This window comes from Nocardioides sp. (genome assembly GCF_030019515.1).
GTDB lineage: Bacteria > Actinomycetota > Actinomycetes > Propionibacteriales > Nocardioidaceae > Nocardioides.
On sequence record NZ_JASEEQ010000001.1, the window covers coordinates 461,221 to 480,509 of the forward strand.

Genomic DNA, 19,289 nt, shown 5'->3' on the forward strand with positions numbered 1-19,289 from the left:
CCCTGATGGGCTCCTCGCGCGTCCTGCTCTCGCTGGCCGCGGTGGCCGTCGCGTTCGCGGCGGCCGACACCTACGTGGTGGTCCTAGCGCTGCCGGACATGATGGCGTCCACGGGGATCCCGGTGGACCAGCTGCAGCGCGCGGCGCCGATCATCTCCGGCTTCCTGCTCGGGTACGTCGCGATGCTGCCGCTGATCGGCCGGCTCGCGGACCTGCGTGGACGGGTCCCGGTGCTCGTCGCCGCGCTCCTGGTCTTCGCGCTCGGCTCCCTGGTCACCACGCTCGCCTACGACCTGCCGTCGATGGTCTCGGGCCGCTTCCTGCAGGGTGTGGGCGGCGGCGGTCTGGTGCCGGCGACCCTCGCGCTGGTCGCCGACCTCTATCCCGCCGAGCGCCGCGGCGTGCCGCTCGGCGTCGTCTCGGCCGTCCAGGAGCTCGGCAGCGTGCTCGGGCCGCTGTTCGGCGCGCTCGTGCTCGCCGTCGCCGACTGGCGCGCGATCTTCCTGATCAACGTCGCGGTCGGCCTGGTCCTCGCCGGTGCCATCCGGCGTCTCACGGTGGTCGAGGTGCGAGCGCAGCGAGCCTCGAGACCCCGTGCCTTCGACTGGATCGGCCTGGTCCTGGTGCTGGTCACCCTCGTGGCCGGCGCGCTGGTGTGTCTGCGACCCAGCGAGCTGATGCGCGACCTGACCTGGGGGCAGCTGTTCATCCCGGTCGCCGGCGACGGGCGGTGGCTCACGCCGCTCGGCCTGGTCGCCCTGACCGCCGCGGTGCTGCTCGTCGTACGCTGCTCGACCGCGCGCCGGCCGCTGCTCGACGTGCGCGCCTGGCTGCGCACCCTGCGCGAGGCCGACCTGCTCGGCGCCCTGTTCCTCGCGCTCGCGCTCGCCGGCGTGATCCTCGCGTTCGCCACCGCCGACCCGAAGGTGCAGGTCTTCTCCGACCAGGGCCTGTGGTACCTCCTCGGCTCCGCGCTCGCCACCGCCGCGTTCGTCGTCCACCTGCGGCGCACCGCCGACCCGCTGGTCCCGGCGGGTGCGCTGCGGCGTGCCCCCGCGTGGGGCGCGATGCTGGTCAGCTTCTTCATCGGCGCCGCCCTGATCGCTGCGCTGATCGACATCCCGCTGTTCGCGCGCACCACCGTCTACCCCGACTCCCAGCTGATGGCGGCCCTGGTCCTGGTCCGGTTCCTGGTCGCGCTCCCGGTCGGGGCCGTGCTCGGTGGCTACCTCACCCGCACGGTCAGCGCCGGGCTGGTGACCGCGGCCGGGATGGCGTGCGCGGCGGGCGGCTTCCTGTGGATGGCGACCTGGGACCTGGAGAGCCTCGACCGGGCGAGCGCCACGATCCCGCTGCTGCTCGGCGGCCTCGGGTTCGGGCTCGCCCTCGCACCCGTGAACGCCGCGGTGCTCGCGAGCACCGAGGACGACGTGCACGGCCTGGCCAGCGCGTTCGTGGTGGTCGCCCGGATGGTCGGGATGCTCGTCGGGATCTCCGCCCTGACCACGATCGGCCTGCGCCGCTACTACGCCGAGCAGGCCGACCTGCCCCCGGCGCGGGAGGTGTGCGACGGCCGGACCCGCTGCTCGGAGTTCACCGACCTGCTCAAGGTCGCCGGCATCGCCCAGGAGCACACCGTGTTCACCGGCGCCGCGGTCTGCGCCGTCGTCGCCGCGGTCCTCGCCCTGGTCCTGTTCCGCGGTGCCGCGACCCGGGCCGTCTCGACCGGCGACCTGCTCCGCGCCGCCGGGTGAACGCTTGTTAACCTCCGAGACATGGCTAACTCGGACTTCGACGACCTGCTCGCTGCCAACCGCGACTTCGCGGCGCACTTCGGGCTCGCCGGCTTCGATGGCGTCGCCCGGGCCGGCGTGGCGATCGTGACCTGCATGGACTCACGGATCGACCCGCTCGGCATGGTCGGCCTCGAGCCCGGCGACGCCAAGATCTTCCGCAACCCCGGTGGCCGGGTGACCGACCAGGCCCTGGAGGCGCTGGTGCTGGGCGTCCACCTGCTCAACGTCGACCGGATCCTGGTGATCCCGCACACGCGCTGCGCGATGGCCTCCTCCACGCTCGACCAGGTCCGCGAGAAGGTCGGCGCCTCCGCCGGCCAGGACGTCTCCTGGCAGACCTTCAGCATGGTGTCCGACCAGCGCGCCGCGCTGGCCGACGACGTGCACAAGGTCGTCTCGCACCCGCTCGTCCCCGACACCGTCAAGGTCGGCGGGTTCCTCTACGACGTCGACACCGGCCTGCTGGACCGGCTGGTCTGAGAGGCAGCCGCGGGTCAGACGTCGCGGACGACGTCGAGCGACTCCCGGGCGATCTGCCACTCCTCGTTGGTCGGCACCACCAGGACGGCGACCTCGCTGTCCTCGGCGGACACGGTGAACGCGCCCGACCGCTGGGCCCGGTTGGCCTCGGGGTCGATCCGGATGCCGAGCCGCTCCAGGCCGGCGAGCGCCTGGGCGCGCACCTCCGGCGCGTGCTCCCCCACCCCGCCGGTGAACGCGATCGCGTCCACCCGGCCGAGCACCGCGTAGTACGCGCCGACGTACTTGCGCAGCCGGTAGCAGTAGACGTCCATGGCGAGCCGGGCCCGCGGCTCACCCTCCTCGAGCAGTCGCTCGAGCTCGCGGAAGTCGCTGAACCCGACCAGGCCCTTGATGCCGGAGTCGCGGTTGAGCCGCTCGTCGATCTCGTCCAGCGACCAGCCGAGCTGCCGGTGCAGGTGGGCGTGCAGCGCCGGGTCGAGGTCGCCCGAGCGGGTGCCCATCACCAGGCCCTCCAGCGGGGTGAGCCCCATCGAGGTGTCCACGGACCGGCCCCCGGCGACCGCCGCCGCCGAGGCGCCGTTGCCCAGGTGCAGGACGATCGTGTTCACCGACTCCAGCGGCCGGCCGAGCAGCCGCGCGGTCTCGCCGGAGACGAAGCGGTGCGAGGTCCCGTGGAACCCGTAGCGCCGGATGCCGTGCTCCTCGCGCCACTCGTGCGGCACCGCGTAGGTGTAGGCCTGCTCGGGCAGCGTCTGGTGGAACGCGGTGTCGAACACGGCGACGTGCGGGAGCGTGTCGAACAGCCGGCGCGCGACCGCGAGCGCCTCGAGGTTGGCCGGGTTGTGCAGGGGCGCCAGCGGGACCAGCTCGCGCACGGCGTCGACCAGCGCGTCGTCGACCAGCGCGGGCTGGGAGAAGCGCTCGCCGCCGTGCACCATCCGGTGACCCACCGCGGTGATCGTGGCCGCCTCCAGCAACGGGCCGTGGGCGGCGAACGCGTCCAGCGCCGCCTGCAGCGCGGCCTCGTGGGAGGGCAGCGGCAGCTCGCTTCGGTGCACGACCCCGTCGGGTCCGGTGTGGCTGAGGATGCCGGTGGCGCCCGAGGCGTCCGCGATCCGCTCGGCCAGCCCGACCGCGTGGCTCTGGCCGCTCTCCGCGTCGATCAGGCTGTACTTCAGCGAGGACGAGCCGGCGTTGATCACCAGGACGAGCGCGCTCATCGGGCGACCTCCGCGAGCTGCTGGGCCTGGACGGCGGTGATGGCGACCGTGTTGACGATGTCGCGGACCGTGGCGCCCCGGGACAGGTCGTTGACCGGCTTGCGCAGCCCCTGCAGCACCGGGCCGATCGCGACCGCGCCCGCGGAGCGCTGCACGGCCTTGTAGGTGTTGTTGCCGGTGTTGAGGTCCGGGAAGATGAACACCGTCGCCCGGCCGGCGACCCGGGAGTCCGGGAGCTTGGTCCGGGCGACCGCCGGGTCGATGGCGGCGTCGTACTGGATCGGGCCCTCCACGAGCAGCTCCGGTGCCCGGTCGCGGACCAGCGCCGTCGCCGCCGACACCTTCTCCACGTCGCTGCCGGCCCCCGACGACCCGGTCGAGTAGGACAGCATCGCGACCCGGGGCGCGACGCCGAACGCCGCCGCGGTCTCGGCCGAGGAGATCGCGATGTCGGCGAGCTGCTCCGCCGTGGGGTCCGGGTTGACCGCGCAGTCGCCGTACACGAGCACCTCGTTCTCCAGGCACATGAAGAACACCGACGACACGACCGAGACCCCGGGCACCGTGCGCACCACCTCGAGCGCGGGCCGGATCGTGTGGGCCGTGGTGTGGACGGCACCGGAGACCATCCCGTCGGCGAGCCCGAGCTCGACCATCAGCGTGCCGAAGTAGGACTCGTCGCGGACCCGCAGGAGTGCCTCGGCGCGGTCGACCCCGCGGTGCTTGCGGCGGTCGAAGTACTCCTCGGCGAACCGCTCGGCGAGCTCGGAGGACCGCGGGTCGAGCAGGGTCGCGGCCGAGACGTCCGCGCCGACCCGGGCGGCGTGCGCGCTGATCCGGATCGGGTCGCCGAGCAGGGTCAGGTCGGCCACGCCCCGGCGCAGCAGCAGGTCGGCGGCGCGCAGGATCCGCTCCTCCTCGCCCTCCGGGAGCACGATGCGCATCCGCCGGCCGGTGGCGGAGTCCAGGAGCTGGTGCTCGAACATCAGCGGCGTCACGGCGGTCGTCCGCGACACGTCGAGCCGGTCGAGGAGCGCGGCGCCGTCGACGTGCTGGGCGAACAGGGCCAGCGCCGCGGCGATCTTGCGGGGCGAGCTCACCGTCAGGCGGCCGCGGACGCCGGTGAGTGCCGCCGAGGTCTCCTGGGTGGCGAGGTCGGTCGCGATGATCGGCAGCGTGGCGCCGATGCCCTCCAGGAGCCGGGAGACCTGGACGGGCAGCTCGATCCCGCCGTTCAGGACGATCCCCGCGACCTGGGGGAAGTTCGCGGACACGTGCGCCATCAGGACGCCGAGCACCACCTCGGGGCGGTCGCCCGCGGTCACCACGACGGCGCCGTCGAAGAGCCGGTCCAGCACGTTCGGCATGGTCATGCCCGCCACGAGGAGGCCGAGCACCTCTCGATCGAGCAGGGCGGGGTCGCCGGAGACGAACGTCCCGTCGCACGCGGGCATCAGGTCGCCGACCGAGGGTGCCGAGAGCAGGGGATCGTAGGGGATCGCGTACGCCGGCACGCCGTCCCGGCCGAGAGCGGCGACCACCTCCGCCGGCTCGGGGTGGGTGACCCGGTTGGCGACCACCGCGAACAGCGCAGCGTGGTTGGCCGAGATCGCGGTGCCGGCGATGTCCGCCAGGGTCACCAGGTCAGCGGGGGTCCGGTCCGCGCCGTTGAGGACCAGGAGGATGGGCGAGCTCAGGTTCGCCGCGATCCGGGCGTTGTAGGACAGCTCGGTCGGCGTGGCGACGTCGGTGTAGTCCGACCCGATCACCACGACCGCGTCGCACTGCTCCGCGACGCGGTGGTAGCGCTCGACGATCGTGTCCAGCGCGGCGACCGGGTCGGCGTGGACGTCGTCGTACGTGACCCCGGTGCACTCGTCGTAGTCGAGGGTGACCGCCTCGTGGGCGGTCAGCAGGTCCAGGACGTAGTCCCGCTCACCTCGAGCGGTGGCCTGGTCGTTGCGGACGATCGGCCGGAACACGCCGACCCGCTCGACCCTGCGGGAGAGGACGTCCAGCACCCCCAACGCGACCGCTGACTTGCCGGTGTAGCCCTCGACGGACGCGACGTAGACGCTCGTGCACACGCAGTCGACCCTATGCCGGGCGAGGAACGCCCGCGGGGGTCGCCCGGGCCAGATCCCGGGACCAAGGTCCGTTCTTCAACGACTTCGTGGGCGTCACGCTGCGACGCCGACGGCGTACCCGGCCGCCGCCGCCGCGAGCCCCACCACCAGGCTCAGGCCGACGTTGAGCGCGGCGTACAGCCGGGCCCCGTCCTCGACCAGGCGGAAGGTCTCGTAGCCGAAGGTGCTGTACGTGGTCAGCGCCCCGCACAGGCCGGTGCCGAGCGTCAGGGTCACCGCGTCGGGGACGTCGCGTCCGGTGGAGAGCCCGACGAGCACCCCGAGGACCAGCGAGCCGACGACGTTGACCAGCATCGTCCCCCACGGCATCAGGCTGTCGTGGCGCGCCTGGACCGCCCGGTCGACCAGGTAGCGGCTCGGGGCCCCGACCGCGGCGCCGAGGCACACCCACACGAACCCCGTCACTCCGAGTCGTCCCGATAGCGGTGCACGACGACGGTGACCTCGTCGAGGGTGACCAGGCCCTCGCCGACCACCTCGTCGACCTGGGGCAGGAACGCCTCGATCCGGTCGGCGGTGTCGACGACCACGACCGCCACCGGGAGGTCCTCGGAGAGCGAGAGCAGCCGGCTGGTGTGCACCACGGTGCTGGAGGAGCCGAAGCCCTCGATGCCGCGGAAGACGCTCGCGCCGGCCAGGCCGGCGGCGTGCGCCCGGTGCACCAGCTCGGTGTACAGCGGCTTGTGGTGCCAGGTGTCGGACTCGCCGACGTAGACGGTCAGCCGGGTCGCGGCCCCGCCGAGCCCGCCCGCAGGTCGCCTCGTCTCCGACGTCGGGTCGGTGGTCATGGCCTCTCCCCTCTCCTGGTGCGATGTCCTCTTCGGCGCCGCCGGAGCCGGGTCGCCGCCAGCACGCCCGCGCGCGCCACCACCACGCCGGCCGCCACGGCGGCCAGCGCCACCAGCAGGGTGCCGGCCCAGTAGCCGAGCGCGACCGCCGGACGGCCGGCGTCGAGCAGCGTGACGGTGTCGACGGAGTACGTCGAGAACGTGGTGAACCCGCCCAGCACCCCCACCCCCGCGAACGGACGCAGCAGCGGGTGCGCGCCGCCGACATCGACGACGAACACCATGAGGACGCCGATCAGCAGGCAGCCCGCGGCGTTGACGCCGAGCGTCGTCCAGGGCACGCCCGCATCGGGGGTGGGCCAGGCCCGGGCCGCGGCGTACCGCGCCGACGCGCCCACCATCCCGCCCAGCGCGATCGCCGGGAGCACGAACCGGTGCCGGCCCCACTCCAGGCGCTCCCCGGGCAGGTGCAGGTCGACGTCCGGGTCGACCCACGGCACGGGCATCGGGCCTCCTACGCTGCGCTGGTGCGGGTGCTGGTCCTGCGTGGTCAGGCGTCGATCGCCTCGACGTCGACCTCGTAGGCGCCCTGCACGATGAACTCCTTGCGGGGTGCGACGTCGGAGCCCATCAGCAGCTCGAAGACCTGGGCGGCCTCCTCGGCGTTGTCGATGGTGATCCGGCGCAGCGTGCGGTGCCGCGGGTCCATCGTGGTCTCCGCGAGCTGGTCGGCATCCATCTCGCCGAGGCCCTTGTAGCGCTGCACCGGGTCCTTCCAGCGCACGCCCTTCTTCTTCAGCTCGGCGAGCTTGCGCTGCAGCTCGTCGTCGGAGTACGTGTAGACGTACCTCTCCATCCCCTTCTTCGGGTTGGAGATCTCGACCCGGTGCAGCGGCGGCACGGCTGTGTAGACGCGGCCCTCCCGGATCAGCTCGGGCATGTACTTGTAGAACAGCGTCGCCAGCAGGCAGCGGATGTGGGCGCCGTCGGAGTCGGCGTCGGCCATGAAGATGATCCGCCCGTAGCGGCGTGCGTCGAGGTCGAAGGTGCGGCCCGACCCGGCACCGACCACCTGGATGATCGAGGCGCACTCGGCGTTCTTGAGCATGTCGCCGACCGAGGCCTTCTGGACGTTGAGGATCTTGCCGCGGATCGGCAGCAGCGCCTGGAACTCGGACTTGCGGGCCAGCTTGGCCGTGCCGAGCGCCGAGTCACCCTCGACGATGAACAGCTCGGTGCGCTCGTTGTCGGCGGCGCGGCAGTCGGCGAGCTTGGAGGGCAGCGCCGAGGACTCCAGGGCGTTCTTGCGGCGCTGGGTCTCCTTGTGCTGGCGGGCCGTGATCCGGGTCTTGGCGGCGCCGGCGACCTTCTCCATCACCTGCTTGGCCTGCGCCTTCTCGGCGCGCTTGGTCGAGGTGAGGAACTTCTTCAGCTCCGCGGAGACGACGCGGCGCACGACGGTGCGGGCCGCGGGCGTGCCGAGGATCTCCTTGGTCTGGCCCTCGAACTGCGGCTCGGCGAGCCGGACCGTCACCACGGCCGTCATGCCCTCGAGGACGTCGTCCTTGATCACGTCGTCGTCGTTGACCTTGAGCACCTTCGCGGACTTCATCACGTCGTTGAACGTGCGGGTCACGGCCTGCTCGAAGCCGCTGACATGGGTGCCGCCCTTGGGGGTGGCGATCACGTTGACGAAGGAGCGCAGCACGGTGTCGTAGCCGGTGCCCCAGCGCAGCGCGACGTCGACCTGCAGCTCGCGCTCCACCTCCTGCGGGGTCATCTGCCCCGACTCGTCGAGCAGCGGGACCGTCTCGGTGAACGAGTCGGTGCCCTGGAGGCGCAGGATGTCGCTGACCGGCTCGTCGGGCGCCAGGAAGTCGGCGAACTCGGCGATGCCGCCGTCGTGGCGGAACTTCTCCTCGACCGGGTCCGGGCCGCGCAGGTCGCGGATGACGAGCTCGAGGCCCGGGACGATGAACGAGGTCTGCCGGGCTCGCCCGATCAGGTCCTCGTAGACGAACTGGGCGTCCTTGGTGAAGATCTGGCGGTCCGGCCAGAACACCACGCGGGTGCCGGACCTGCCCTTCGCGACCCGGGCACCCTTGCGGGTCAGCCCCGAGCGTGCCTCGAAGTCCGCCTGCGGGCCGTCGCCGGAGAACACGCCCGGCACGCCGCGGCGGAACGAGATGCCCTGGCGAGCCGGCGAGCGGTCCACGTCGATGTCCATCCGGGTGGCCAGGGCGTTGACGACCGAGAGGCCGACACCGTGCAGACCACCGGTCGCGACGTACGAGCCGCCGCCGAACTTGCCGCCCGCGTGCAGCTTGGTGGCCACGACCTCGACGCCCGGCAGCCCGGTCTTGGGCTCCTTGTCGGTGGGGATGCCGCGCCCGTCGTCGTACACCTCGGCCGAGCCGTCGGGGTGCAAGGTGACCTCGACGTGGCCGGCGTGCCCGCCGAGCGCCTCGTCGACCCCGTTGTCGATGACCTCCCACAGGCAATGCATGAGACCGCGGGTGTCCGTCGAGCCGATGTACATCCCGGGACGCTTGCGGACCGCCTCCAGGCCCTCGAGCACGAGGAGGTGGGCTGCGTTGTACGTGTTGTCGATCGTGGGGCTCCTGGTCGTGCCGAGCGATGCCGATCGCGCCGGCCATCCGTGCGGGTGTCAGCCTCGAATCTACCTGCGACACGCCGGTGGCCGGTGAAGGCTCGCCTGCGGGCGCCTTGGCTACCGTGGACAGCACACTTCCCCGGCACCACCAGCGCAGCGCACGACCAGTCAGCACCGATCCCGGCAGCCGGTCGGGACCAGCCAGCAGCATCGAGCAGCAGGCCCGACCAGCACGACCAGGACTGCGACGCACGTCACGATGTGGACACGATCGGCTCTCGGGCGATCCCTTCCGCAACGTCGCGGGTCGCCGTCACGTCACACTCAGCAGAGAACTCAGCACGGATCGTCGTTTTTCTCCTTGACGGCCGCCGATGTCTCCCAAGGCATGGAAATCGGCCGAAGAGGGAAGTGAGAACGTGATTGGATGAGGTGTCCGACACCACGAAGAGCCGGGAATCTTGGGGCCCGCCGCTACGTTGTGGCTGACACCGAGGCAGAAGAGAAATGAGGCCGATGTGACCACTGCAGTTGCCCCCAGCACCGCCGCGCTGAGCGCTGCGGACCGTTGCGACCGTTGCGGAGCCCAGGCCTACCTTCGCGTAGAGCTCCAGTCCGGTGGTGAGCTGCTGTTCTGCGCCCACCACGCCCGCGAGCACGGTGACAAGCTCAGGGAGATCGCCGCCAACGTCGTCGACGAGACCCACAAGCTCTCCGGCACCTCCACCATCGCCACAGACGGCGAGCGCTGAGGAGGGGCCGGCACGACCCGCTCACCCCGTCATCCACCGCGGCCCCGGACGAGAGTCCGGGGCCGCGGTGCGTCTGTGCCAGGATCTCGCCCATGAGCCCGACCGAGGTCCTCGTCGCCCTGGCGATCGCTGTCGGGCTGGTCGGGATCCTGGTCCCCGTGCTGCCCGGCTCGATCCTCGTGGTCGGCGCCGTCCTGGTGTGGGCCGGGATCACGGGCGGACCGACCGCCTGGGTGGTCTTCGCCGTCGCGACCACGCTCATCGCCGCCGGCACCGTGGTCAAGTACCTCGTCCCGGGGCGGCGCCTCCAGGACGCCGGGATCCCGGCGTCGACCCAGTGGATCGGCGTCGCTCTGGGCGTGGTCGGCTTCTTCGTCGTACCGGTCGTCGGCCTGGTCCTCGGCTTCGTGCTCGGCGTCTACCTCGCCGAGCTGCGCCGGGTGGGCTCGGCCCGGGCCTGGCCGTCCACGGTGCAGTCGCTCAAGGCCGTGGGGCTGAGCATCGTGATCGAGCTGGGTGCGGCGCTGGCGGCCACGCTGGTGTGGGTCGCCGGGGTCGTAGCCACCTGATGCCGATCCTGCTCTCGCTGCTCGCCGCGGTGGCGTACGGCCTCAGCGACTTCAACGGGGGCATCTTCTCCCGGCGCGGCGGTGCGTGGGCGGTGTCGTTGACCGCCCAGGCCGGCGGCGGGGCGCTGGTCCTGCTGCTCAGCCTGCTCACCGGCGGCTCCCCCACCGGCACCGACTTCGCCTGGGGCGTCGTCGCCGGCCTCGGCAACGGCTTCGGTACGGCGTTCCTCTACCGCGGCCTGGCCGGCGGCCGGATGGGGGTGGTCGCGCCGGTCTCGGCGATCGGGTCGGTCCTGGTCCCGATCGTCGTCGGGGTCGCCACCGGCGAGCGGCCCGGGCAGCTGGTCTGGCTCGGGATCCTGATCGCCCTGCCGGCCGTGTGGCTGGTGTCCCGCGAGTCCACCGCGACCCCCGCGACCGGCTCCGGGCTCACCGACGGGATCCTCGCCGGCCTCGGCTTCGGGCTGCTGTTCGCCGCGCTCGCCCAGATCCCCGAGGAGGCCGGCTTCCTGCCGCTTGCCCTCAACCAGGTCGTCGCCGGCGTCGCGATCGTCGCCGTCGCCGTCGCGCTGCGCCGGGACTGGGTGCCACGCAACCGCTACGCGCTCGGCGGCCTGGCCAGCGGCGCCCTCGGCGCGCTGGCCACCGGGGCGTTCCTGGTCGCCACCCAGAGCGGCGACCTGACCGTGACCGCGGTGATCACCTCGCTGTACCCCGCGTTCACGGTGCTGCTGGCGGCGACCGTGCTCCGCGAGCACGTGCACCGACCCCAGGCGGTCGGCCTGGCACTGTGCGCCTGCGCGGTCGCCCTGGTCGCCGCCGGCTGATCCCGCGGCCCGCTCCCGGGCCACCCCGCCGGTAGGCTCCCGCCGTGGCCGACCCCCGGATCTCCCCCCAGATCTCCCCCCAGATCTCCCCCCAGATCTCCGTGGACGTGCTGCGCACCGAGCCGGACCAGCGGGCCCGGCTCACCACCGAGGCGAAGCGGGCGCTGCGCCAGGCGGCGCAGTCGAGCGAGCGCTCCGGCAGGCTGTCGCCGCTGACGTACAACCTGACGATCAGCCACACCCACCGCTTCGTCTGGTTCCGGGTCGCCAAGGTCGCCACCCGCACGCTGGTCGGGTACTTCGACGAGAACGACGTCGCCCGCGAGGTCAGCCACGCCCTGTGGATGCGCTACCCCACCGCGCTGTTCACCGACTACTTCCGGTTCGGGTTCGTCCGGCACCCGCTGCAGCGCTTCGTCTCGACCTGGCAGGACAAGGTCGTCAACGCCAACTACTTCGAGTTCGACGAGCCCACGCACGCCCGGATGCGCTCGCGGCCCGAGGAGTTCGCCGGCTGGGTCGCCGGCCTGGACCTCGACGACGCCAACCAGCACCTCGCGTTCCAGTCCCGCCTCGTCGACCTCACCCAGATCGACTTCCTCGGCCGGCTGGAGACCTTCGACGCGGACTTCGCGACCGTCTGCGAGCGCCTGGCCCTCCCCGTCGTCCCGGCCCGGACGCGCAACCGCACGGCGACCTCGCGGACCCCCGAGCTGCTGGCCTCGACCGAGCTCCAGGACCTGGTGGCCGGGATCTACCGGAAGGACTACCAGGTCTTCGGGTACGACGCGGCGCCCTGAGCCGCGGGACCGAGCCCGCGGCCCGAGGCCGGTCCGATCAGTCCAGGTAGTCGCGCATTACGGACGCTTGAACGCTGTTGGTGTGAGCGTTCTATCCGCGCAGGTCAGAAGTGGTGTGGGCCGCAATATCCTGGAATGAGAGGGCCCACCAGATGCCCATGGAAGCGATCACCGACAGCGCGGGTTTCCGCCGCGCGATCGAAGACTACGAGACCGACCTGCGCGAGCGCACCGGTCAGCCGCTCTACCGCCCGTTCGTCGAAGAGCGCGAGGCGCTCGCTACGGCGGTCGACGGTCTGGACCTCACACCGGCCGAGTGGCGCACCGTGCGGTGGCTGCTCGACTCCGACCAGGTCGACCAGCTCGCGTCCATCATCACCAAGGCCCGGCTGTCGGCGCCCGCCGGCACGCTGTAGAAGAAGCGGCCCCGGCCGGTGCACGAACACCGTCCAGGGCCTAGACACCGCCTATCTAGGAGGCAGCATCATGACCGAATCATCTCCGACGACCACGCCGAGCACATGCCCCATCTGGTGCCTTGACAAGCCGGGTCACGGCATCGACGACGAGTACGACGACGGCAGCGGCGACCGCCTGCACCGCGGGCCCCGGTTCGGGCCGCTCGAGGCCTGGGCGACCACCTCCGCCGACGGCCGGCCCATGATCTACTCGGTCGACAGCGACGGCAGTATCGACTACTCGACGCCGGCGGCGCTGCGCGAGCTCGCGGCGGCGGCCGAGGAGGCCGCGACCTGGCTCGAGGCACACCGCGAGGTGTGAGGCGTCACCCAGAGCCCTGAACAGCAGAAGGCCCCTGGCTTCGGCCTGGGGCCTTCTGCTGTGCTGGGGCCCATGACTACCCACCTCGCGCTCGCGGCCGTCTCCTACTCGATGGACGGCGCGGTCGAGGCCTCCGGCATCAGCAAGGCCACGCTGACCAAGGCGATCGCGGATGGCGAGCTGGTCGCCCACTACGTGGGGGTGAAGGCCAGCAAGCGCGTCGTGCTCGCCACCGACCTCGCGGAGTACGTCGCCTCGCTCCCGACCGAGAGGCCAAAGCGCTGACGCGCAAGCTTGCCGCTGTGGCAGCGTGAGCACCATGTCCAAGCCGACAGCCCTAGAGGCCTTCCAGATGCAGCAAGAGCGCGAGCGCGAGGCGGAGGCTCAGCGCGCTGAGCAGCTCGAGCTGATCCGGCTCCAGACCGAACTACTCACCAAGCACACCGAGTTGCTGACCAAGCAGGGTGAGGTGCTCACCCGCCTGGCCGAGACGATGCACGAGGTCGCACAGCGGCTCGCGGCACTCGAAGGCTCGTGACGACGGTCCCGCCGCCCCACGAGGAAGGGCAGCGCCTGGCTCAGGCGACGCCCGTCAGCTGCGCGCGGCCCTCGCGGGCCCTGCTCGCCCTGGAGTAGTTGCGCATGCAGAGCCGGCAACGCGTCCGGCCGCTGGCGGTCTGGTAGCCGTGCTCGGTCGTCGAGTGACCCGCTGCGCACCGGCCGGCTGTCGGCCTCCGGTTCGGCGGGGTCTCGTGCTCGAACCACAGCTCGACGAACTGCTCTCGGGCGGCCTTGAGCCGTCGCCTGAGCTGCTTCACGGTGAGACCGAGCACGTCAGCCGCGCCCTGGTGGGTGCCGGTGACGGCCACCGTGGCGACCACCTCGTACTGCTCGGCCGACAGCTGGCCGAGGATCTGGGGCAGTGCGGCGCGCTCGATCAGCTTCTCCACGAAGCCGTCATCCGCACCGACTACCGGCGGAAGCCAGTACTTCACCGCGTTGGGCATCAGGCCCCCGGTGTTCTTGGCGATGCCGCGATGGTGCAGCTGGTCACTGATTGCCCGGTTGATCGCTCGGGCCGCCTCGGCCACCAGCACCGCTCTGCCCGGGTCCTCAGCGCTGGCGTAGAGCTGCTCGACGATGGCGTGCCAGGCGCAGTCCCAGCTGTCGCTCGAGTCGAGCAGATACGCCGATCTGCGAGCGCGAGCGACCGCAAAGCGCGTCATGGTGTCGACGTCGGCCATCGTGTAGCCGTGCACCAGCGTTGCCGTCTGTCCGATCAGGCTGAGCGTCACGCCTCGCTCCTCTTCGTGATCTTGTCGCCGCGGGCTTTGCGCCGCCGTCCGGCGTTGCGTATGCACGCCCGACACCGCCACGGGCCGTCACCGTTCAGGCGGAAGCCGTGCTCAGTGCGGAGGTGACCGGCGCGGCACTCGTAGTTGAGGTCGACGTTGCGTAGCGACCAGGGGGTCTCACCTTCGAGCCAGGCCCGCAGGATCCGCTCACGGGCTCGGTAGAGCCGGGTCTCGAAGGCGCTGTGCCCGAGGCCCAGCGCGGCGGCGGCCGCGCTCTGGGTGCCGTGTACGGCCATCGCTGCGATGGCCTCGTACTCGATTTCGGAGAGCAGCGCGAGCACCTGGGGCAGGGCAAGCCGCTCGACGGTGCGCTCGGTGAAGTCGGCGCTCTTGGTGCGGTTGTCGTTGATCCAGTACTTCATGTGCCCGGAGCGCAAGGAGTACCGCCGACCAGGGTTGGGCCGGTTGCTCTTGAGGACCCCGCGCTCGCGGGCGTCGTCCTCTGCCGCGGCGCGGATAGCGCGCCGGCCGGCGTCTACCAGATCGAAGAACTCGGGTGGGCCCTCGCTCGCGTACAGGTGCTCGACGACCCCGAACCACGCACAGTCCCACCGGTGGTTCGGCGTGACGTAGTCGAGGGCGCGGCCTCCTCGGGATTGCCGGACCGCTGTGCCGGTCGCCCGGTTGAGGTCGTCCATGGTGTAGCCGTGGGCGAGTGTCGCGGTCTGCGCGATGCTCATCGCTGCCTCACCTTCGTCCGGCCGCCGGCGGCGCGGTAGACGTCGAGATCGGCCTGGATCTCGCGGCCACGCTGAAGCTGGGAGACCTGCTGGGCGGTGAACCGCATGGTGACGCGCGCCGGTTGGGCGGGCCCGCTGTCACTCTCCAGCAGCGCCATGCCTCGATCGAGCAGGAGCGATCCCGAGGAGCCGCCGTACGCACTGGTGGCCAGGTCGACCGAGAGCGTGGGGCTGTAGCGGCCGTCCAGGGCGTGCTGCAGGAGGTCCGTGACGCCGCCGAGCTTGCGCTTCACGTCGGGGATCGCGTCGTCGATGCCGTCGATCAGGCCTTCGATGATCATCTGGCCGGCGGGGCGCAACAGCCGGCGGTCCTTGGCCGGTGGGCCCTTGATGTCGGGGATGAGGTCGGTGAGCTTGCCGAGCTTGTCCTTGACGGCGCCGATCATCGAGTCGATGCCGCTGATCAGGCCCCGGATGATGTTCTTGCCCGCGTCGACCAGCCAGTCGAGCGCGCCGGAGAAGACGGCGCTCACCTTGTCCTTGATCCCGCGTACGACGGCGACCGCGAGCCGGACCTGCGTTGTGATGATGTTCTTGAAGGCGGTCCATGCCGCCTTGGTGGCGGTCTTCACGACGTTCCAGGCACCGGTGATGATGGTGCGGACCACGCGGATCTCGGTCGTGACGATGGCCTTGACCACGGCCACGGCCTTGCCGACGACGGCCCTGATCACAGACCACGCGGCGCGTGTGGCGGCCTTGATCTTCGACCAGTGCTTGATGATCAGAACGACCGCGAGACCGATCGGGCCGGTCAGGATGACGAGCAGCTTGGGCCAGTGTTTCTTCACGAACTTCACCACGAAGTCGACCGCGACCGTGATCGCGGTCTTGATGCCGGCGAACGCCTTGTCGACGATGGCGCGGAAGGTCTCGGACTTCCGGTAGGCGATGACGATGCCCGCCACGAGGGCCGCGATCGCGATCACGACCAGGCCGATCGGGTTGGCGCTGAGCGCGGCGTTCAGCAGCCATTGAGCGGCCGCGGCGGCCTTGCTGGCGGCTGAGGTGATCGCGGTCTGCACGGCGAGCGCGGCCAGTCCGATCCGGGTGCCCAGCGCCGCGGCGGTCGCGGCCTTCTGGGCGGCGCTGGCGACGACCGCCACCGCAGTCCATGCGGCGGTGGCCGCCGAGACGACCGAGGTGGCGGCGGACACCACGAGCACGCCGGCGGCGAGCGCCGCCACGACGACGACCAGGGCCTTGGCGGTGGTCTGGTGCCGGGACATGACGCCGACCACGCTGGAGGCCACCTGGAGGACGCGCTGCCACGCCGGCAGCAGCGCCTGGCCGAGCGCTGCGGAGAGGTTCTCGGTCTGAGCGGCGACGATCCGGGCCTTGTTCGCCGCGCCGTCGCTGGTGCGGGCGAAGTCGCCTTGAGCCTTGCTGGTCTGGGCGAGGATCTCGTGGGACGCCGCGAGCGCCTTCTGCTGCGGGGTGAGCGCGTCCTTCGTGGTCTTGATCAGGCCCATCTTCAGGGCCCGGGCGCGGAGCGTGGCGTCGTCGAGCAGCACGCCGTACCTGCGGATCGGCTCCGACTCACCGCGCATCGCCGCACCGATGGCCGTGATGGCCTCTTCAGGCGTGGTGTTGTTGAACGACGCCAGATCCGAGGCGAGGGTGGTGAACTGGCGGGCGAAGTCGGCAGTCTTGCCGCTGGTCAGGCCGGCCTTCTGCCCGATCAGGCCGAAGGTCGCCGCGGCGTCGAGCGCCTGGACCTTCGACTGCCCGAGCGCGGTGGCCGCCCCGTCGGCGAACTTCTGGATCCCGGCGGACTGCCGGCCGAAGATCTGGTCGGTCTTCGAGATGGTCTCGTTGAGGTCGGAGGCGGCGCTGACGGCCTTCCGCGCACCAAGCGCGATGCCGCCGAGCGCGAGCGCGGCCGGGAGGCGCAGCTTCGCCATGCGCCCGGACACTCGCTCAGCGGTGGCCGCGACGCCGCTGAGCTCGGCCTTCGCCTGGCGTCCGTTCGCGAGGACGGCGATCTTGATCGGACCCGGCACGTCACAGTCCTCTCTTGGCTATCCTCGCGGCGGCTTCCATGAACAGCTCGCGCTCAAGGCGGCTGAGGCGGTCGTAGGTCTCGGGCGACTGGTGGGTCAGGACGCACCACACGGCCCGCGCCTCGGCCCTCAGTGCTCGAGCGCGACGCCTTCCCCCTCGGCAGTCACCGGGTTCTCGAGGTCGATCTCCTCGGCGGACTCGGCGAAGTAGGTGTTCACGTCGCCGAGCCGCATGTTCTGGACCTCGTCGAAGACCAGCTTGTTCTTGGCGTTCGGCAGCTGGGCGCGTCGCAGGTGGGCGAATACCAGCGACCGCACGAAGGCGGTCGGGCGCGTCTGCGCCAGCTGGACCGGCTCGTCGCCGAAGTGTGCGGCGATCAGGGTCTCTTCGAGGCCGGTGAGGTCCTCGAACATCTCCTCGGCGGTCATGTCGGTAGTGCTCATCTAGAGTCCTCGTCTCTTGATCTGGTTGTCGATCTCGTCGGCCAGGCGGCGGAGCGCGACCGGCTCCATTGCGGTGGAGGCCTTCTGCATGTAGCCGGAGGCCGCGATGTTGCGGGCCGGCCAGCCGTAGTTGATGGGCCCGGCATAGGGCACCGAGGCCCGCCCTGCGGTGACAACCGCCTTCGACTTGGCCCGGTTGCCCCGGATGTCGCGCGCCAGGCGGCCAGACCGCATCGGGGCGAACCCCGCCGCGAGCCGCGCGCCCTCGGCGGCGATGGCGGCGAAGGCGTTCTTCAGGTCGTCGACCTCGACGCCCACCTCGCGCAGCGCACGGGTGACCTGGGCGAGTCCCGTGACGTACAAGCCTGCGCGAGCCATGTCTGAACCCGCCGGATCAGACGATGGCCATGGTGGGCTTGGCGGTGAACTCCCAGTCGAAGTCGATCGTGAACTTCGCGGTAGCTGAGGAGTTTGCCTCGCCGCCGAGCAGATCGCCGTCCGGCTCCGTGATCACCACGTTGCCGCTGAAGGTCGGGGTGGTGGCCGAGGCCGCCGCCCCTCCGTTGGGCTTCACGACGACGGCCACGGTCTCGCCGGCATGGTTCCAGATCTGGTCCCACAGGGAGCCGGTCTCCATGTTCTGCGACGCGGTGCCCGTCAGGTGGTAGGCCCGCGAGCCGCCGGCGGCGGCGTCGGCGAAGCTGGTGAAGTCGGAGTCCGCTGGTGCGGATGCGATCCGGCAGTTGGAGACCTGAACGGTGACGTCCTGTCCACCGACGGTCAGGGTCAGTGAGCGTGTGCCGAGTGCGGCCATGGGGTCTTACTCCTTCTCAGTGTCGGCGGCGGGGTCGGTCGCGGCCGGGTCGGCGGTAATGGTGAACTCGACGGGACTCGCGGCGCCGGCATGGGCGGTGACCCGGGTGGTCCCGGGCCCGACGGCGATGAGCGTGCGCAGGCCGCCGTCCTCGCTCGGGGTGAGCTGCAGCGGCGCGCTGACGCCCTCGATGTGCATGACGACCGGGCTCCGGGCCGTGGTCGCTACACCGAGCTCGACGACGTCACCAGGCTTGGCCGTGACCTCGGTCGGGGTGGTGGCAGCGAGGTCGGCGGCCTCCACGTTCGCGAGGAAGTCGTACGTCTCGTCCATCACGCCTCCCGGTGTCCGTTGACGAAGGCAGCGAGCACGCTCGTGCCGTCGGCTAGGTTGAGCTGCTGAGGGGTCGCGCTGGTCACCACGAGCACTGGGGCCAGGGCCTCGACGACGAGCGGCACCTTGGCCTCGAAGAACGTCTCGGCAGCGGCCATGTCCTGACCCAGGCAGATCACGACGTTCCAGTGCACGACCGCGCCGAACGGGTTCGGGTACTCGTGCCGGTCGAGCCGGACACAGGCCTGACCCGGCGCGCTGAGCTGGGTGTAGGTCGGCGTGCACACGACGCCCTCGACGCTCGTCGCCGCGGCCGCCAGCTCTTGACGCACGACCATGCTCATCCGACCGTCACCTTCCGGTAGGGCGCCTCAAGCCGGCGCACCTCGGGGTCGCTGGTCGAGATCCGCGCCGCACCGACGTCGCTCATCTGCATCCCGAGCGGCAGACCGCGGCGGGCGAGGTTCACCGCGATCCGGCGAAGCAGCGCCTCGTCCAGGACGGCTGTGGCGTCGGTGTCGACTCCGGCCGGCCGACAGGAGGCCTTCTGGGCCGCCTGCTCCACCACGAGCGCGCGCTGGATCTGCGCGTCGCTCGCGGTGGTGCCGGTGCCCAGGTAGGCCTTGACGTCGGTCAGCGTGATCATGGGCTGCGCTCAGGCCTTCTGCTCGCCAGTGGAGCGGACATGCGCCGACTCGTCCTCGGTCCGGTGCAGGCCGTAGCGGCCGTCGGCCGGGCGGACGTTGCCCTGGTCGTCGTGGCCACGCATGCCCTTCCGCTCGGCGGCCTCGGGCTCGGCGGGCTCGGACGGAGCAGGGGTCACC

Annotated in this window: 26 protein-coding genes; 10 read left to right on the forward strand and 16 right to left on the reverse strand. The window is 71.4% G+C overall.

Annotation, left to right across the window (positions count from 1 at the left end; all coding sequences use genetic code 11):
• The first annotated feature begins 5 nt into the window (after positions 1 to 5).
• Together QMC84_RS02205 and QMC84_RS02210 are read left to right on the forward strand one after the other, a co-directional pair.
• On the forward strand, positions 6 to 1,754 hold the full coding sequence (locus tag QMC84_RS02205; RefSeq protein WP_300371322.1) for an MFS transporter: 1,749 nt from the start codon (positions 6 to 8) through the stop codon (positions 1,752 to 1,754).
• 21 nt (positions 1,755 to 1,775) lie between these two features.
• Positions 1,776 to 2,276, forward strand: coding sequence for a carbonic anhydrase (locus QMC84_RS02210; protein ID WP_300371324.1), 501 nt, complete (start codon positions 1,776 to 1,778; stop codon positions 2,274 to 2,276).
• A 14-nt stretch (positions 2,277 to 2,290) separates the two neighbouring features.
• Here the strand turns inward: QMC84_RS02210 and QMC84_RS02215 are convergent, their stop codons facing one another.
• From QMC84_RS02215 to QMC84_RS02240, 6 genes are all read right to left on the reverse strand, one after another.
• Positions 2,291 to 3,499, reverse strand: coding sequence for an acetate kinase (locus tag QMC84_RS02215; protein ID WP_300371325.1), 1,209 nt, complete (start codon positions 3,497 to 3,499; stop codon positions 2,291 to 2,293).
• Positions 3,496 to 5,586: a phosphate acetyltransferase gene (gene pta, locus QMC84_RS02220; RefSeq protein WP_300371327.1), complete on the reverse strand. Its 2,091-nt coding sequence runs from the start codon at positions 5,584 to 5,586 to the stop codon at positions 3,496 to 3,498. The genes QMC84_RS02215 and pta overlap by 4 nt, the downstream gene beginning before the upstream one ends.
• A 93-nt stretch (positions 5,587 to 5,679) precedes the next feature.
• On the reverse strand, positions 5,680 to 6,051 hold the full coding sequence (gene crcB, locus QMC84_RS02225) for a fluoride efflux transporter CrcB (RefSeq protein WP_300371329.1): 372 nt from the start codon (positions 6,049 to 6,051) through the stop codon (positions 5,680 to 5,682).
• Complete coding sequence (locus QMC84_RS02230; protein ID WP_300371331.1) at positions 6,048 to 6,434, reverse strand: DUF190 domain-containing protein; 387 nt, start codon at positions 6,432 to 6,434, stop codon at positions 6,048 to 6,050. Before QMC84_RS02230 ends, crcB (QMC84_RS02225) begins: the two co-directional genes overlap by 4 nt.
• A complete protein-coding gene (crcB, locus tag QMC84_RS02235; RefSeq protein WP_300371333.1) occupies positions 6,431 to 6,940 on the reverse strand; it encodes a fluoride efflux transporter CrcB in 510 nt (169 codons plus the stop codon). Before crcB (QMC84_RS02235) ends, QMC84_RS02230 begins: the two co-directional genes overlap by 4 nt.
• A gap of 44 nt (positions 6,941 to 6,984) precedes the next feature.
• Positions 6,985 to 8,973, reverse strand: a complete 1,989-nt coding sequence (locus QMC84_RS02240; RefSeq protein ID WP_300371412.1) for a DNA topoisomerase IV subunit B — start codon at positions 8,971 to 8,973, stop codon at positions 6,985 to 6,987.
• Between the two features lie 593 nt (positions 8,974 to 9,566).
• Here QMC84_RS02240 and QMC84_RS02245 point away from each other — a divergent pair.
• From QMC84_RS02245 to QMC84_RS02280, 8 genes are all read left to right on the forward strand, one after another.
• Entirely contained in the window at positions 9,567 to 9,800 is a 234-nt protein-coding gene (locus QMC84_RS02245; RefSeq protein ID WP_300371335.1) for a hypothetical protein, read from the forward strand.
• A 92-nt stretch (positions 9,801 to 9,892) separates the two neighbouring features.
• Entirely contained in the window at positions 9,893 to 10,369 is a 477-nt protein-coding gene (locus QMC84_RS02250) for a DUF456 domain-containing protein (protein ID WP_300371337.1), read from the forward strand.
• Positions 10,369 to 11,196: an EamA family transporter gene (locus QMC84_RS02255; protein WP_300371339.1), complete on the forward strand. Its 828-nt coding sequence runs from the start codon at positions 10,369 to 10,371 to the stop codon at positions 11,194 to 11,196. Before QMC84_RS02250 ends, QMC84_RS02255 begins: the two co-directional genes overlap by 1 nt.
• 44 nt (positions 11,197 to 11,240) lie before the next feature.
• Positions 11,241 to 11,996: a sulfotransferase family protein gene (locus QMC84_RS02260; RefSeq protein ID WP_300371341.1), complete on the forward strand. Its 756-nt coding sequence runs from the start codon at positions 11,241 to 11,243 to the stop codon at positions 11,994 to 11,996.
• A gap of 158 nt (positions 11,997 to 12,154) precedes the next feature.
• Positions 12,155 to 12,412 (forward strand): hypothetical protein, encoded by a 258-nt coding sequence (locus tag QMC84_RS02265; RefSeq protein WP_300371343.1) that lies wholly within the window; start codon positions 12,155 to 12,157, stop codon positions 12,410 to 12,412.
• 70 nt (positions 12,413 to 12,482) lie between these two features.
• Positions 12,483 to 12,776: a hypothetical protein gene (locus QMC84_RS02270; RefSeq protein WP_300371345.1), complete on the forward strand. Its 294-nt coding sequence runs from the start codon at positions 12,483 to 12,485 to the stop codon at positions 12,774 to 12,776.
• A 72-nt stretch (positions 12,777 to 12,848) separates the two neighbouring features.
• Entirely contained in the window at positions 12,849 to 13,061 is a 213-nt protein-coding gene (locus QMC84_RS02275; RefSeq protein WP_300371347.1) for a hypothetical protein, read from the forward strand.
• Between the two features lie 34 nt (positions 13,062 to 13,095).
• Positions 13,096 to 13,314 (forward strand): hypothetical protein, encoded by a 219-nt coding sequence (locus QMC84_RS02280; RefSeq protein WP_300371349.1) that lies wholly within the window; start codon positions 13,096 to 13,098, stop codon positions 13,312 to 13,314.
• 40 nt (positions 13,315 to 13,354) lie between these two features.
• Here the strand turns inward: QMC84_RS02280 and QMC84_RS02285 are convergent, their stop codons facing one another.
• From QMC84_RS02285 to QMC84_RS02330, 10 genes are all read right to left on the reverse strand, one after another.
• Positions 13,355 to 14,071, reverse strand: coding sequence for a hypothetical protein (locus tag QMC84_RS02285; RefSeq protein ID WP_300371351.1), 717 nt, complete (start codon positions 14,069 to 14,071; stop codon positions 13,355 to 13,357).
• Entirely contained in the window at positions 14,068 to 14,811 is a 744-nt protein-coding gene (locus QMC84_RS02290) for a hypothetical protein (RefSeq protein WP_300371353.1), read from the reverse strand. The genes QMC84_RS02285 and QMC84_RS02290 overlap by 4 nt, the downstream gene beginning before the upstream one ends.
• Positions 14,808 to 16,874, reverse strand: coding sequence for a hypothetical protein (locus tag QMC84_RS02295; RefSeq protein ID WP_300371354.1), 2,067 nt, complete (start codon positions 16,872 to 16,874; stop codon positions 14,808 to 14,810). Before QMC84_RS02295 ends, QMC84_RS02290 begins: the two co-directional genes overlap by 4 nt.
• Positions 16,875 to 17,003: 129 nt before the next feature.
• A complete protein-coding gene (locus tag QMC84_RS02300) occupies positions 17,004 to 17,318 on the reverse strand; it encodes a hypothetical protein (RefSeq protein WP_300371356.1) in 315 nt (104 codons plus the stop codon).
• Positions 17,319 to 17,696, reverse strand: a complete 378-nt coding sequence (locus tag QMC84_RS02305) for a hypothetical protein (RefSeq protein WP_300371358.1) — start codon at positions 17,694 to 17,696, stop codon at positions 17,319 to 17,321.
• A 16-nt stretch (positions 17,697 to 17,712) separates the two neighbouring features.
• Positions 17,713 to 18,132 carry a hypothetical protein gene (locus tag QMC84_RS02310; RefSeq protein ID WP_300371360.1) on the reverse strand — a complete coding sequence of 140 codons (420 nt, stop codon included), beginning with the start codon at positions 18,130 to 18,132 and terminating at the stop codon, positions 17,713 to 17,715.
• A 6-nt stretch (positions 18,133 to 18,138) separates the two neighbouring features.
• Positions 18,139 to 18,465: a hypothetical protein gene (locus QMC84_RS02315; protein WP_300371362.1), complete on the reverse strand. Its 327-nt coding sequence runs from the start codon at positions 18,463 to 18,465 to the stop codon at positions 18,139 to 18,141.
• The gene (locus QMC84_RS02320) at positions 18,465 to 18,809 is read right to left on the reverse strand and encodes a hypothetical protein (protein ID WP_300371364.1); all 345 of its coding nucleotides are present in this window, start codon (positions 18,807 to 18,809) and stop codon (positions 18,465 to 18,467) included. Before QMC84_RS02320 ends, QMC84_RS02315 begins: the two co-directional genes overlap by 1 nt.
• Positions 18,806 to 19,111, reverse strand: coding sequence for a hypothetical protein (locus tag QMC84_RS02325; protein ID WP_300371365.1), 306 nt, complete (start codon positions 19,109 to 19,111; stop codon positions 18,806 to 18,808). Before QMC84_RS02325 ends, QMC84_RS02320 begins: the two co-directional genes overlap by 4 nt.
• Positions 19,112 to 19,120: 9 nt before the next feature.
• Positions 19,121 to 19,288 carry a hypothetical protein gene (locus QMC84_RS02330; RefSeq protein WP_300371367.1) on the reverse strand — a complete coding sequence of 56 codons (168 nt, stop codon included), beginning with the start codon at positions 19,286 to 19,288 and terminating at the stop codon, positions 19,121 to 19,123.
• Position 19,289 lies beyond the last annotated feature (1 nt).

Excerpts from the sequence above, each read along its gene's own strand:
- QMC84_RS02205 (WP_300371322.1), top strand. The coding sequence starts at position 6 with ATGGGCTCCTCGCGCGTCCTGCTCTCGCTGGCCGCGGTGGCCGTCGCG.
- QMC84_RS02210 (WP_300371324.1), top strand. The coding sequence starts at position 1,776 with ATGGCTAACTCGGACTTCGACGACCTGCTCGCTGCCAACCGCGACTTC.
- QMC84_RS02215 (WP_300371325.1), bottom strand. The coding sequence starts at position 3,499 with ATGAGCGCGCTCGTCCTGGTGATCAACGCCGGCTCGTCCTCGCTGAAG.
- QMC84_RS02230 (WP_300371331.1), bottom strand. The coding sequence starts at position 6,434 with ATGACCACCGACCCGACGTCGGAGACGAGGCGACCTGCGGGCGGGCTC.
- crcB (WP_300371333.1), bottom strand. The coding sequence starts at position 6,940 with ATGCCCGTGCCGTGGGTCGACCCGGACGTCGACCTGCACCTGCCCGGG.
- QMC84_RS02240 (WP_300371412.1), bottom strand. The coding sequence starts at position 8,973 with ATGTACATCGGCTCGACGGACACCCGCGGTCTCATGCATTGCCTGTGG.
- QMC84_RS02250 (WP_300371337.1), top strand. The coding sequence starts at position 9,893 with ATGAGCCCGACCGAGGTCCTCGTCGCCCTGGCGATCGCTGTCGGGCTG.
- QMC84_RS02255 (WP_300371339.1), top strand. The coding sequence starts at position 10,369 with ATGCCGATCCTGCTCTCGCTGCTCGCCGCGGTGGCGTACGGCCTCAGC.
- QMC84_RS02265 (WP_300371343.1), top strand. The coding sequence starts at position 12,155 with ATGGAAGCGATCACCGACAGCGCGGGTTTCCGCCGCGCGATCGAAGAC.
- QMC84_RS02270 (WP_300371345.1), top strand. The coding sequence starts at position 12,483 with ATGACCGAATCATCTCCGACGACCACGCCGAGCACATGCCCCATCTGG.
- QMC84_RS02275 (WP_300371347.1), top strand. The coding sequence starts at position 12,849 with ATGACTACCCACCTCGCGCTCGCGGCCGTCTCCTACTCGATGGACGGC.
- QMC84_RS02280 (WP_300371349.1), top strand. The coding sequence starts at position 13,096 with ATGTCCAAGCCGACAGCCCTAGAGGCCTTCCAGATGCAGCAAGAGCGC.
- QMC84_RS02290 (WP_300371353.1), bottom strand. The coding sequence starts at position 14,811 with ATGAGCATCGCGCAGACCGCGACACTCGCCCACGGCTACACCATGGAC.
- QMC84_RS02300 (WP_300371356.1), bottom strand. The coding sequence starts at position 17,318 with ATGAGCACTACCGACATGACCGCCGAGGAGATGTTCGAGGACCTCACC.
- QMC84_RS02305 (WP_300371358.1), bottom strand. The coding sequence starts at position 17,696 with ATGGCTCGCGCAGGCTTGTACGTCACGGGACTCGCCCAGGTCACCCGT.
- QMC84_RS02310 (WP_300371360.1), bottom strand. The coding sequence starts at position 18,132 with ATGGCCGCACTCGGCACACGCTCACTGACCCTGACCGTCGGTGGACAG.
- QMC84_RS02315 (WP_300371362.1), bottom strand. The coding sequence starts at position 18,465 with ATGGACGAGACGTACGACTTCCTCGCGAACGTGGAGGCCGCCGACCTC.
- QMC84_RS02320 (WP_300371364.1), bottom strand. The coding sequence starts at position 18,809 with ATGAGCATGGTCGTGCGTCAAGAGCTGGCGGCCGCGGCGACGAGCGTC.
- QMC84_RS02325 (WP_300371365.1), bottom strand. The coding sequence starts at position 19,111 with ATGATCACGCTGACCGACGTCAAGGCCTACCTGGGCACCGGCACCACC.